This is a genomic window from Acinetobacter sp. YH12142, assembly GCF_013418435.1.
Lineage (GTDB): Bacteria > Pseudomonadota > Gammaproteobacteria > Pseudomonadales > Moraxellaceae > Acinetobacter > Acinetobacter amyesii.
Window position 1 is genome coordinate 1 of sequence record NZ_VPCB01000031.1, and the last position, 12,350, is coordinate 12,350.

The following is a 12,350-nucleotide window of genomic DNA, read 5'->3' on the forward strand; positions in this document are numbered from 1 at the left end:
AAAAAGAGATCCGATTGCATTTGAACAAGCAACACAGCAGATTGAAAAATTACGAGAGCAAGCGGCACGTGGTGAAATTATATTAGGTTATGTTGATGAAACAGGGTTTTCATCTACACCTGATAACCGCTATGCATGGACAAAGATAGGTGATGTTCATGCGGTTGATGCAATAAGATTAAAACGAGTTAATGTCATGGGGTGTTTGCTTTCAACGGGGGAACTGGTGACAAGTTGTTTACAAGAGTCAGTTACAAGCACTTGGTTTTATGCCTATTTAACTGGAATAGCTCAACAAGTAAAACAGACTTATAACCTTCCATTGGTTCTTATTGTTGATAATGCCTCGATTCATAGAAGTAAAAAGATGGCTGATTACAGAGAGCTACTTAAAAGTAACTTTTCGACGAATTTGTATTTTATTCCAGCTTATAGCCCTGAGTTAAATCGAATCGAGATGGTATGGAAGCAGATGAAATATTATTGGCGAGATTTTCAAGTCATGACAGCTGATAAAATAGAGCAATGGGTGGAGAGAGTATCAAACCAATTCGGAAAAGAATACATGTTTACTTTTTAATGACAGCTTATGTGGTTGATTCCATTAATAGTCCTTGGATTTTTTTTATTCACTGGTATTAAAATTCATCAGAAGAATATTAGTAAAATATCTAGATATTAACAGCCTAAAAATATTATCTAGCCCTATGCAAAGATATGCATAGGGTTATTACTTATTTAGAAATTAACGTAGTATCATTTTTTTTGGGAGTTTCAAAAGAGATTTTTTCAAAAATTATTAAACTAAAGATTAAGACTCCGATTAAGCCAATTAGTCCCATAATTAAGAAAGTTGCTCTAAATATCAAGCCATAAGTCAAAATTTTACTTAAATATTTTTTTCCCATATTAGCTCTAATAAGATTACTTTCTTCATTACAAAATATTCCAATATCAATTGAAGAATTTCTTTCTAATCTTTTAAAGACTTCTTCAGATTGTTTGATTAAAAAAGATGTTCTTTGATCTAGCTTCCAGAAAACAAATGCCGTAATACTTAAGAAAATGGATAAAAATATTCCTATGTAAGCAAAGGTACTTGAGGACTGAATGGAAACACCTATAGCGGTTCCTAATCCAGCAATGATAAAAAGAAAATAATTGAACATTGTTATTCTTTGGTTGGAATGTAATTCAAAGTACTTCCAGGCATGTTCAACAGCTTGTTCAGAATTAATCCTATTTGTCATATTAATATTACCCAATTGAAAATTATATGAATTATATAATTTATTCAATTGAATAAACTAATCTAAATAATTCTGCTTGATACTTTGCATCGTGCAAAGCATTATGATCTCCTTGTAAAGTAGGATGTACATATTTATCTATTGAACTTGACTTTGTATCGTACCAGCTACATTTTGTGGCTCCCATAAAAAGAGCTTTGATATCTATAGCTGATATACCAAAAGGATTTCTATTTAAATATTTTAGAAAATAAAAATTTATAAAAGACCAATCGAAAGGCGCATTAAGTCCTACAAATATAGGTCTAGAGTCCTCTGGTAAATACTTGAGTATCCAACTTTCAAATTGAGACATTGCTTCTATGGGGGGAATACCTTTCTTTCGTGCTTGGTCTAAAGTTATTCCTGACACTTTTAAAGCTTCTTCAATTGCTTGATCACTGATTGGTTGGAGCATTATTGTAAATTCTATATCAGGGTTATATACGAAACATGCTCCTATAGTCAGCATACTGTGTTCACCTACTATAGGACCTGCTGTTTCAATGTCTACAGAAATATAAACCTCTTTTTTATACATTCTTATGCTCCTTCCAATTAGAATTATGTTATCCAGCCATTATAGGTGAAGGCTTTAGCTTACTAAGAGCCTGATGGAAGTGTGAGATTTTTAATTCTGAATCAGGAAAAGCTAAAGAAACTGCCGTTGGATATAACCGTGTACGAATATCTGAATAAGTCCAACCTGGTTCTGCTCCGTGAGGAGCAGTTGCACTTACTAATTCGGCAATTTCATCTTCCGAAAAATCGATGTCAGACAAATCTTTAGTAAAAAGCTCATGTCGTTCTTCATTAGATGGGCGAACAAACTCTTCTACAATGGAAGCTCTACGCAAAACAGCTGCATCTAAAGCAGCTAATCGATTAGTACATAAAATTGCAAAGATACGGCCACCATGTTTTCTTAAATCATCTATTGCTTGAATTAAAGTATTCACACCAACTTTATCTTCATGATGACTATTTTCTTGACTTCGAGATGCTCCAAGCGAATCACCTTCATCAATAATAAGAAAAGCTCGACCATTTCCATGTCCAATAGACCGAGTGATTTCATCGAATGCTTGTGCAATGAGAGTACCCATTTCACCAACTTTACCAGTTCCTCTGACTTTATTACTAAGCTTAAATAGCAAAGCATCTTCTATTTTCGCATCACGAGCTAATCTATTAACAATTGCTTCAGCATTTGCAGTTTTTCCAGTACCTACATCACCATGAAAAATAGCTAAAGGATATTGATCGACAAGAAGATCAATAACCGCTAGTTTTTTCCCATGTTTTTGTTTACTCCATTGTTCTAACTCATCAGCCTGAAGCAAAAGTTGTACTTGTTTCTTAATACGGGAATATCTAGATTCAAAACCGAGTAATTTGTCAGCTAAATCATCAAATTGTTTAATTGGTAAATCTGTCTTAACTTCAAAAACTGTTGATTTACTCATGAGTAGTCGCTCCTATTAGCTCCATAACCATTACTGCTATAACCTCGCTCCCCTGATGCAGAAAGGCTACTGTGAGTGGTACTTTCTGTTGTTGAGACCCAAGTTATTTCCAATGGTAATTTGGAAGCTTTTTCTGATTCATTACGATATTTATCGGTATGTGACAATATAATTCTAATTCGTCCATCTGGTGTGTGGGGCCACATTACTCCGCCAGGTCTTTCAGTACCAGATGCACCTTCAGTTTGAAATATGTACTTAATAGCTCTAACTTCTGAACCATAGGAAGATATCAAAGTTACATCAACTTTAGATAAATATTCATTTTTTGCTAATAGTTCAATATCATGGGCATATTCTTTCGCTTTATCTTCAGTCATCGCTCTTGTGCTACTAGCGATCATAATTAAATCTGCTTTAATACTACGTACAACTTTTTCAACATCAGCTACAGTGTAAGTACTCGAATAAGTACTTGAGTATGATGAACTCATGCTTTAATCCTTAATTTTAAATTTATTACCGAATATTTCTTTCCAAATGTCGTTATCATCTTCTACTGATGCATAATTTGCAGTTTCCCAAGCTTGTAAGGCTATTTTGACGATTTGTTCTTTCTCTTCTATAGTTATTCGAGACGCTACATTATTTTCATGGTTAGCAGGATCAATAATTACAACAGGATCTGAAAAATATTTCTGCACCTTAGCCGAGTTCTCAGGGAAATCAATACGCTCATTTAATTCACTTTGAGCTATAAATCCTAAAAATTCTCTAAAACGTTGTTCAATATTTTGTGTTGGTCCATCACGATCTTGTAAATAAGCTAGTATCAACTCTAGATGAAAAGATTTAAGGCCCGGAGGGCACGCAAAATTTTTCCATCGTTTTGCCATACGCACTAAAGTGCGGTAATGCTTATCTGAATTTTTTCTATCACGAATAAATTGAATATGACAAGGAGCACAAGTTAGGTTTTTTTCTTTAGTTTTTAGATCATATTGCCAACCATGGTTTGGTTCTTGGGCATCTTGAATTACAGGAACTACATCTACACTCAGCCCACTTTTGACAAAAGTTACTGTAGCTGCTCTCCGTTGAATCTCAAAATCTTCAACAGCTTTAGTTGGATAAATTTTTGTGAGTAACGTGTAAATTAAGTCATTAAGATTGTCTAATGTCGAATCATCTACATTTTTATTACTGATATAAAATACAATATCTACATCGATAGGATCATCTACAGTTTTCTTCAAAATTGTATACTTTGCAAAAGAACCGGCTTTAACTACTTTTGCTATTTTTAAGTCAGAGTTTGAAGTGATATGTTTGCGTAACTCTGTTATTAAATTATCCACTTGTGCATGATATTCTGTACGTTTTTCTGAAGGTAAACGAAGTACATTACCATCATAATATTGAAGATCTGAATTTGTAAGTGACATTCTGATGTGTTTCCCCAAGTTAGTTATTAAGTGTTAAGCCATGAGTAATATAATCTGCTGTTACTGCAGCAGCTGCTTTTGCGGCTAAGTCATGAAAGCGATTGTCTTTTGTGGAATCACCAAAGTCACTAATTCCTCTAATCATTAACACGGGTTTTTTATGTAAAGCACAAGCCGCAAATACTCCTGCACCCTCCATTTCAGCAACTTCAATTTTTCCATTAAGTTCTTTTAAGGCTTTAAATTTTTCAGGATCTCGAAGAAGCTTCTCACCACTTCCAATAGTGACTGTTTTAGGCATAACACTTTTAGTTACTGGGCCAATTTCAATACTATCTGGAAGTATGATTTCTAAGGCTTCATAGCTCTTTATTAAGCGACTTTCTAAAGAACTTTTGTTAGATAAATATGTGCTAACATCCTGTCTAACTTTAAGATCTAACACTGTGCTTTTAGGCCGGTGTTCTGTAGCGCCACCTTCAATGAGAGCTGCTCCTTCGTATGCAACGACTTGTTCAGATAAAACAACTTCGCCTAAAGCACATTTTTCGCGCATTCCCGCAGCAATACCTAACATGATTACATTTTTAGGTTGTAATTCAATTAGTAATGTGGTGGTGATTGAAGAAGCATCTACATTTCCAGCGCTAGAAAAACATGCTATTGCGCAATTAGCCCGTATACCATCATTGCGAATTATTTCTGTTTTCCATACATGGAGACCCGTACTTGTAACTATAGGCTGTACACCTTCATTAATATTTAATGCTTGCCTTGCAGCTGATAATTCAATTGGTAAAGCTGTCAAGACTAATACATCTGGCGGAAGAGCTGCGTGTCTAGCTTGTTCCTCTTTATAAAAGATCGTAATAATTCTCTTTGCAATTTGAGAAAATTCTAATACAGGTTCTTCTAAAGAGAGTGCTGAAATACTTTTTACCACAGTAGAACCGGTATTTTGCAAATAAGTTTGAGGAGTGTCTCTAAATTTTTTTAGCAATCCTAATGCACCATTTCCATCTTCTTTATTTGATCCGATTTGTAGATCTAAAGGCAAAATAGGCAACCCTTTTTTTACCATTTTGTGAGCTCTATCTAATACTCCTTTACCACCACCTAGTGCAATCATTGCTGTAGCATGCTCAATTTGTTCTTCACCTACATTGCTACCTGTTAAGATTTCGTCATCAATACAAATATGTTCAGCAACCCCACGAGCAATCATGCTATTTAAAAGCCGTCGCTGTTCGGAATTGGTTTTGCATTGCAACCGATCATTTGATGCAACAATCTTAAGAAAGATTTTGTTTTCTATCCCTTGAGTTAGTTCGTTTATTTTTCTAGCAATAGTCCAATCAAAAACTAAAGATTTTTGAGTTTGATTTACAGGCTCTGCTGAAAAATAACCGATAAAGCTGCCTCCAGCATTAATAACTTCTGTTACAAGAGCTTCAACAAATGAATGAGCCTTATCGATCTGGTCATCATTTGTAGTAAGAGAAATGCTACCTGCAAGGAGAATACAACTATTTGAAAGAGAAACTGGATTACTCATTCTCCCCTTACCCCCTAAAAAATATAATAATTTTTAATAGATGAAGGTTACATTAACTATTGCAAGTGTTCTTTGAAAATTTATTTAGCTTTGTAATTTTAGTATGCAAGTAGTTTAATTGTTCACTCCTCCAGGTATCACTGCAAATATGGCTGTACAGTGGTAAGAACCCTACAAACGCGATTGAATGAGATAAAGTAATATACTGTAGTACCAGCTGTTAAAAGGAAAAACCACCAAAACACCTAGATTACTAATTGTTACTGAAGGAATATCCATAATTTTGGAAAAAGTTGTCTAGATAGAAGAAGAACTCCTAATAAAGTCGCAATTATTGCACGAGCATGCTGAGAAAGGCGGCACTCAAATCTACAGTTGCTATGTGAGTTGTGAGTTATGACCCGGCAAATATGATAACTCCAATAAAATCATTAATCTAAACATTTGCTGAATCTTCATTAAATTACTAACCACTGAATTAGATGGATGAAATGGTAAATATATAGTTGTGAAGGGCTTTGTTGCACAAACCTATCTGTAAAGGCTTTTTCAGCGATATAATTTTCAAATGAAGAAGCCTACACACAAAATCTACTGCACAACCAATTGGCCCGCATATAACCGAGCACTCATGAGTCGCGGAAATATTGTCATTTGGTTTGATCCTGCTACGCAATGGTATGCTCCATCAAAAGGCAAACAAGGGCGAAATCAAACCTACTCCGACGCAGCTATCCAATGCTGCTTAATGATTAAATCCTTATTCCGTCTATCTTTACGTATGGTCACTGGCTTTGTGCAAAGTCTGATTGAACTTTGCGGATTAAATTGGACCGCACCAGATTACAGTACGCTTTGTAGAAGACAAAAGCATATTGATATTGCAATCAGCTACCAAAAAAGTAGCGATGGGCTGCATCTACTCGTAGACTCTACAGGCATGAAGTTTCTAGGTGAGGGCGAATGGAAACGCAAGAAACATGGAGCTGAATATCGTCGCCAATGGCGTAAACTACATATTGGTATAGATGCCAAAACCCTACAAATACGCGCTATTCAGCTCACAACCAATAATGTCAGTGATTCACAGGTGCTTGGTGATTTACTTAATCAGATTCCACAAGATGAGCAGATTGACTCTGTTTATACCGATGGAGCTTATGACACCAAGCAATGCCGTCAGGTCATTGCAGATCGGCAAGCACATGCGGTGATTCCACCTAGAAAAAATGCGAAACCATGGAAAGATACAAAGATCAGCTCGCTAGAGCGAAATGAATTACTTCGAACAGTTAAACGTTTAGGCAGGACATTATGGAAAAAATGGTCAGGCTATCATCGCCGCAGTTTGGTGGAAACCAAGATGCATTGCATCAAATTATTAGGCGATAAATTAATGGCAAGAAGCTTTCCTAGTCAGGTGAATGAAATTCATGCACGTGTAGCAGTCCTCAACAGATTTACGGAATTAGGTCGACCACTTACCCAAGTTACGCCTTAAATTTGGCTCAATTAGGGGCGCTTTGCATTTCAAATCTTTGTGCAACAAAGCCGATGGAAAGTATCTACACGGATGAATACAGATATGGTGCTCGATGCACTTGAGCAAGCATTGCACGATCGAGGCATGCCAAAGAATGTGATTCATCATTCCGATAGAGGTGTTCAATATCTTTCTATTCGCTATACCAATCGTTTAGAAGCTGCAAATTTACGAGCATCAGTCGGTACGACTGGTGATTCATACGATAATGCTTTGGCTGAAACAGTGAATGGCTTATACAAAACAGAGGTGATTGAGTATTTAAAAGCAGATTGGAAAGGTTTAGCGGATGTACAACTTGCGACACTCAACTGGGTAGATTGGTTCAATAAAGAGCGTGTACACAGTGCATTGGGTTACAAGTCGCCTTTTGAGTTTGAAGCAATGTACTATGATAAGATTAACCCGTTAGGTCAGGTGGCCTAACTTAAATAAAAAAGTCTCCGACAAACCCGGTACGGTTCAGTCTCAATTTTCACACTTCATGCAACAGAGTCGTTTTTATCCTAAGGTCCTTACCACTTGTATTCTTTACGAACATATATCAAAAAAAGTGTAGCAAGTTGCTACACTTTTCGCTAGATCAACTCTTTACCAAAAATATCATTCAGTCTTTCACGAATACTATGGACGAATTCCGGATTACTTTTAAGTTTATGCTTCATATTTCGTTTAAAGTCATTCAACCCCATACCAATTTCAGCAAAATCCATTTGGAATAAAGTGTCATTAATGACAATATTTGCTTGAGAGTCAGTGAGGCATCCTACTTTTTTAAACCACTTCTTGAACTGCTGATAATTTTCATCATTATTAAAAATATACCAAGAACGTACATTCATATCGAATTTAGCCCCTAATTCTTTTACGGATGCATTGTCTTCAAATGGAACATCAAGATAGATTTTTTCAATCACTGCAAATTCATCCAGTGCCTTATCAGCAATCCGATGATGCAGTTTAAAATTCACACCTACAATTGGACGGCCTTTCTTAACGGTTTCATACTCTAATTGTAGATCTGTATTTTCGTTAATTTCTGCCACTATTTTGTCTAATACATAGCGTCTAAAATCTACCCAGCGATCATATTTGGTTTCATTAATATCAATCAGTGCTTTCAAGTTTTCTAAAAGTAATGGCACTTCATAACTCTTTTGATTGGCGTACTTAAATTCATTTTTAATGAAATAAGTATAGAGACTCATACTGGCAACAGAATCTAGGGCAAAAAGATGTTTTAGCTGATAGGTAGTAAAATTACCCCCAGCCAGTTGAGTGAAATACGGCAACACCTCACTGGTAAAACGAATCTGAATCGCATTTTTAGAATCATCTTCCCATCTTAACTCACGGATAATGGGAACGACAGAATGTACTTTTTTAGTCTTTCTTTTACCATTATCAGCAGGCTCCTCAATAATAAAATGAGCTACCCGGGATGAAAGCTCTTTGTAGATCCGATCTATTGCAACATTAATTGAATTACGTTTATTTAATCCTAGTAAATCTGCCAAATCATCCTTATACAAATAAATATAAGTTTGTTCGGTAATTTCACCATCTACCCTATTTTTCTCACTATAATTCGCAACCGCCATTGCATATAGAAGTGCCTTATATTCATTGGCTGATAATTCGATTGGGCGAATTAAACGGTTACTGGTACTGACAACGCCATTATGGCGAATGTTGCCTATACAGTAAGGAATATAATTCGATTCTTCTTGCAATGGTTCAGATTCTGTCATAACCGTGATATTTATAATTTAACTTAGTTTTTATATACAAAAGTGGAAAAACTTTCAAGACTTTCACCACAAGATTCTAAAAGTGGAAAGTTTGTCATCAAAAAGAAGCATTTTAGCCGGTTTTCTGCATTTAAAGTGGAATTAATTATAATCTTTCCACCCTATGATGACAGACCTTCCACCTTTAGTCTCGAAATTACAGTTCAGAAGGCCTATTTTTACTTTTTTCATTCAGATCTAGTTAGGTTAAGTCAGATAAAAACCCTGATGTGACAAGGCTTCCACCTTTTTGTTAGATTTAAAAGGTATAACTGCACATATAATCATCAGGAAATATCCAATAAAAAAAGATTATCCACAGGTTAAGAAGATACAGTGACAATCTTTCCACCTTTAAAGCTTAGTTATGAGACTTTATTAACAGCTTAAATATTTGTTTTTGCAATTATTTTTAAATAAAAATAGCAGATATAAAAATAGCAGTGACAAACTTTCCACCCTAGTGACAGACCTTCCACTTTAGAGTGACAAACCTTCCACTTTAGAGTGACAGACCTTCCACTTTAGAGTGACAAACCTTCCACTTTAGAGTGACAAACCTTCCACTTTAGAGTGACAAACCTTCCACTTTTAAATCTATAAGCATTTGTTTTATATAATAAAAATATGATCCTAATTATTAATTAGCTAAATAACTAATTATTCTAATTTTTAATTAAGCTAGCTTAGTTAAAAATTTATTTTTTAAACTGTTTTACAGCTGAATAAATAGGATTTATAAATTTAAAAACTATAGTAAGATGAATGAAAGTTATTTATATTACTAAACATTCAAATAAGGAAGCATCTGACACGCATGTCTGCAAAAATTATTACTGTTGCTAACCATAAAGGCGGATGTGGCAAAACAACGACTGTTGTACACCTAGCCTCAGAACTTGCCAATCTGGGCAACAAAGTTTTAGTCATTGATTTAGATCCTCAAGCAAACGCAAGTTTACACATTGGGATCCAACATCCAAGCGAAATTGCTGTCACTACAGCAGAATTACTAGTGGGCGATATTTCGTTGTTGGCAGATGCATTACAAGAAGAAACGAACTTTGAAAAAGTATCATTAATTTATGGTTCCTTGAATTTAGGAAAAACTGAAGATCAACTAAAAGAAGAAGCTCCCCGTCCTTCAGAAGAGTTAAATATCAAGTTAAAACTATTAAAAGATCTATATGATTTTATATTGATTGACTGCCCACCTAGCCTTAAATTATTAACCAGCAATGCCCTGGCATCCTCAACACATGTCATTATCCCTATCGAATCAGGATCACAATATGGATTATATGGGGTAACAGATCTTTTAAATCATCTTGAAAAGATCAAACGTATTAATCCAGATTTAGAGCTTTTAGGCGCTTTACTAATTAAGCATGATGAACGTCAGAATGTCTGTAAGCTGATTCGGGATGAAGCCTTGAAACAAGTGGGTAAAATTTTAGAAACCACAATTCCTCAAAGTACTAAAGTCAATCAAGCAGCCATTCTGCAACAACCACTTTTGAAAGTAGAAAAAAATTCAAAAGTACGTAAGGCTTTTGAAAGCCTTGCCAATGAAATTGTATTGAAAATTTAAACCTGAGAGCATTATGGCAAGCACCAAAGAGCTTTTAGCTCAGAAACTGAAACAGAATACAGAAAAACATCAGCAAGCACAGAAAGACAATATTAAAGAGCTGAAAGAGTTTAGACGTAATGTCCCTATTGAGGATATCAGCCGAAGTCTAAACCAGCCGCGTAAAATATTTGAAGAATCACAGTTAAAAGAACTGGCGGATTCTATTAATGAAATCGGCCTTTTGCAGCCCATTACAGTGCGTAAACTGGATAATCTGAAATATGAACTGATTGCAGGCGAGCGACGCTTACGGGCACATCAGTTACTCGGAAAGTCTGTGATTGAAGCCATTATCATTGATGCAAATAATGTAGAAGCATCTTTGTTAACCCTGGCCGAGAATTTAAAGCGTCAGGATCTGACAGATTATGAGATTTTTATTGGCCTGAACTCACTTGATGAGAAATTAAAGAAAAACAAGCAACGTTTAGCCAATTCACTGGGTTTAAATCGCGAAGATATGTACAAGTATTTAGCATACGAAAAACTGCCGCAAGCAATTTTAAATGACCTTGATGTGGAACCAGGCTTGCTAGGCCGTACTGCTGCAACTGCATTCAAAAAATTTCTATCGGATCATCTTGAACAACTCTCTGAAGCCGAAGTGGCCTTACTCGGAGCTTGGGAAAAATTAAAAGACAAAAAACTCGAGCAAAGCAAAGTTACTACTTATGCTGAAAAACTATTGAGTCAGAATCCAGAAAAACTGACCACAACATCCGTGGTCAGAAAAATTGAATATGCCGGTAAGATTGCGGGGAATATCAAACTGAATCAAAAACAGCTTAAGGTTTCTCTGAATATCTCGGAAATTGACGAAGCCAGTCTCTTACAATTAGAAGATTTCTTAAAACAGCTGATTCAAAAAAGCGAAAAAGTGTAGCAAGTTGCTACACTTTCTTAGCACCCTGAAACTAATTACATCCTCATGCATTATTGAATTTTATTTTCTTAAGTATGCTTCTTTACATTTGGTCTTTGAGAGTACTGTTACTTCGGACTGAGATTAAATTCTGCCTTTCTTCTTGTGGAGTAGTTTTATATTTATCCGGAAATATTATATATGTCCATATAAGCACTCCCAGTTTTCAGGTTTTGTATCAAAATAATCAATTCTTATCAGATTTTTCGATAGGGAAGTATATATGCTGGTGGAACATAAATAATTTGGTGGTGTTTCAAAAGGTATGCTGCCGTTAAAAAAATACGTTATTAAGGTAAAAGAAAGTAAGCATCCAGCTAACACAGCCTTACCAAGCGATCCTATAAGCCTTAATTTAGTTCCCACCTAAAAACAAGTGGGGACTTAATCTATGAACATGGATATATATTCAGCAACACCTCCTGTTGCTAAAAAACGCAGAACATACAGCAAAGAATTCAAATTCAGTATTGTCAATGCCTGCAAAAATCCTAATACCTCGATCGCTTCGGTCGCACTGCAACATAGTATTAATGCCAACCTTGTCAGTCGTTGGATCAGGATCTTCAGGCATCATGAGGGTGCCGTGCAGGATCCTACTCATGTGAATCCAGCATTTATTGCTTTGCCTTACACTGCTGCAATCAGCCAACCTATTGATGAGAGGATCACGTTGTGTATCACCGTGCCTCATACGAATAATGATA

The 12,350-nt window shown here is 35.5% G+C and carries 12 protein-coding genes and 1 pseudogene; 6 read left to right on the plus strand and 7 right to left on the minus strand.

Annotated features, from left to right (window positions below):
• Nucleotides 1–40: 40 nt before the first annotated feature.
• Nucleotides 41–580 (plus strand): IS630 family transposase, encoded by a 540-nt coding sequence (locus FTU77_RS15320; RefSeq protein WP_265738119.1) that lies wholly within the window; start codon nt 41–43, stop codon nt 578–580.
• Between the two features lie 154 nt (nt 581–734).
• On the opposite strand, the gene FTU77_RS15325 is transcribed toward FTU77_RS15320, so the two are convergent.
• From FTU77_RS15325 to FTU77_RS15350, 6 genes are read right to left on the minus strand one after another with little or no spacing between them, the layout of a single operon-like run.
• The gene (locus FTU77_RS15325; RefSeq protein WP_127798922.1) at nt 735–1,250 is read right to left on the minus strand and encodes a hypothetical protein; all 516 of its coding nucleotides are present in this window, start codon (nt 1,248–1,250) and stop codon (nt 735–737) included.
• A gap of 40 nt (nt 1,251–1,290) precedes the next feature.
• Nucleotides 1,291–1,830 (minus strand): 3'-5' exonuclease, encoded by a 540-nt coding sequence (locus FTU77_RS15330; RefSeq protein WP_127798920.1) that lies wholly within the window; start codon nt 1,828–1,830, stop codon nt 1,291–1,293.
• A 28-nt stretch (nt 1,831–1,858) separates the two neighbouring features.
• Nucleotides 1,859–2,755, minus strand: a complete 897-nt coding sequence (locus FTU77_RS15335; RefSeq protein WP_127798918.1) for an ATP-binding protein — start codon at nt 2,753–2,755, stop codon at nt 1,859–1,861.
• Complete coding sequence (locus tag FTU77_RS15340; RefSeq protein ID WP_151208077.1) at nt 2,752–3,249, minus strand: four-carbon acid sugar kinase family protein; 498 nt, start codon at nt 3,247–3,249, stop codon at nt 2,752–2,754. The genes FTU77_RS15335 and FTU77_RS15340 overlap by 4 nt, the downstream gene beginning before the upstream one ends.
• A gap of 3 nt (nt 3,250–3,252) precedes the next feature.
• Nucleotides 3,253–4,200, minus strand: a complete 948-nt coding sequence (locus FTU77_RS15345; protein WP_151208075.1) for a CBASS oligonucleotide cyclase — start codon at nt 4,198–4,200, stop codon at nt 3,253–3,255.
• 19 nt (nt 4,201–4,219) lie between these two features.
• Nucleotides 4,220–5,755, minus strand: coding sequence for a phosphorylase (locus FTU77_RS15350; protein WP_159153817.1), 1,536 nt, complete (start codon nt 5,753–5,755; stop codon nt 4,220–4,222).
• Nucleotides 5,756–6,323: 568 nt separating this feature from the next.
• On the opposite strand from FTU77_RS15350, the gene FTU77_RS15355 reads away from it, so the two are divergent.
• Nucleotides 6,324–7,256 carry an IS5-like element IS17 family transposase gene (locus tag FTU77_RS15355; RefSeq protein ID WP_180022931.1) on the plus strand — a complete coding sequence of 311 codons (933 nt, stop codon included), beginning with the start codon at nt 6,324–6,326 and terminating at the stop codon, nt 7,254–7,256.
• A 54-nt stretch (nt 7,257–7,310) separates the two neighbouring features.
• Nucleotides 7,311–7,724, plus strand: a pseudogene (locus tag FTU77_RS15360) (integrase core domain-containing protein); the annotation flags it as partial.
• A 152-nt stretch (nt 7,725–7,876) separates the two neighbouring features.
• Here the strand turns inward: FTU77_RS15360 and FTU77_RS15365 are convergent.
• Nucleotides 7,877–9,049: a replication initiation protein gene (locus FTU77_RS15365; protein WP_127800989.1), complete on the minus strand. Its 1,173-nt coding sequence runs from the start codon at nt 9,047–9,049 to the stop codon at nt 7,877–7,879.
• 856 nt (nt 9,050–9,905) lie between these two features.
• On the opposite strand from FTU77_RS15365, the gene FTU77_RS15370 reads away from it, so the two are divergent.
• The 3 genes from FTU77_RS15370 to FTU77_RS15380 all read left to right on the plus strand — a co-directional run.
• The gene (locus FTU77_RS15370; RefSeq protein WP_127800991.1) at nt 9,906–10,679 is read left to right on the plus strand and encodes a ParA family protein; all 774 of its coding nucleotides are present in this window, start codon (nt 9,906–9,908) and stop codon (nt 10,677–10,679) included.
• A 13-nt stretch (nt 10,680–10,692) separates the two neighbouring features.
• Nucleotides 10,693–11,604 carry a ParB/RepB/Spo0J family partition protein gene (locus FTU77_RS15375; RefSeq protein WP_127800993.1) on the plus strand — a complete coding sequence of 304 codons (912 nt, stop codon included), beginning with the start codon at nt 10,693–10,695 and terminating at the stop codon, nt 11,602–11,604.
• A gap of 430 nt (nt 11,605–12,034) precedes the next feature.
• On the plus strand, nt 12,035–12,350 hold a 316-nt coding region (locus FTU77_RS15380; RefSeq protein ID WP_180022932.1), incomplete at its 3' end, for a transposase.

What these genes read in the sequence shown, in the direction of transcription:
- FTU77_RS15325 (WP_127798922.1), bottom strand. Translation starts at nt 1,250, where the DNA reads ATGACAAATAGGATTAATTCTGAACAAGCTGTTGAACATGCCTGGAAG.
- FTU77_RS15330 (WP_127798920.1), bottom strand. Translation starts at nt 1,830, where the DNA reads ATGTATAAAAAAGAGGTTTATATTTCTGTAGACATTGAAACAGCAGGT.
- FTU77_RS15335 (WP_127798918.1), bottom strand. Translation starts at nt 2,755, where the DNA reads ATGAGTAAATCAACAGTTTTTGAAGTTAAGACAGATTTACCAATTAAA.
- FTU77_RS15340 (WP_151208077.1), bottom strand. Translation starts at nt 3,249, where the DNA reads ATGAGTTCATCATACTCAAGTACTTATTCGAGTACTTACACTGTAGCT.
- FTU77_RS15345 (WP_151208075.1), bottom strand. Translation starts at nt 4,200, where the DNA reads ATGTCACTTACAAATTCAGATCTTCAATATTATGATGGTAATGTACTT.
- FTU77_RS15350 (WP_159153817.1), bottom strand. Translation starts at nt 5,755, where the DNA reads ATGAGTAATCCAGTTTCTCTTTCAAATAGTTGTATTCTCCTTGCAGGT.
- FTU77_RS15355 (WP_180022931.1), top strand. Translation starts at nt 6,324, where the DNA reads ATGAAGAAGCCTACACACAAAATCTACTGCACAACCAATTGGCCCGCA.
- FTU77_RS15365 (WP_127800989.1), bottom strand. Translation starts at nt 9,049, where the DNA reads ATGACAGAATCTGAACCATTGCAAGAAGAATCGAATTATATTCCTTAC.
- FTU77_RS15370 (WP_127800991.1), top strand. Translation starts at nt 9,906, where the DNA reads ATGTCTGCAAAAATTATTACTGTTGCTAACCATAAAGGCGGATGTGGC.
- FTU77_RS15375 (WP_127800993.1), top strand. Translation starts at nt 10,693, where the DNA reads ATGGCAAGCACCAAAGAGCTTTTAGCTCAGAAACTGAAACAGAATACA.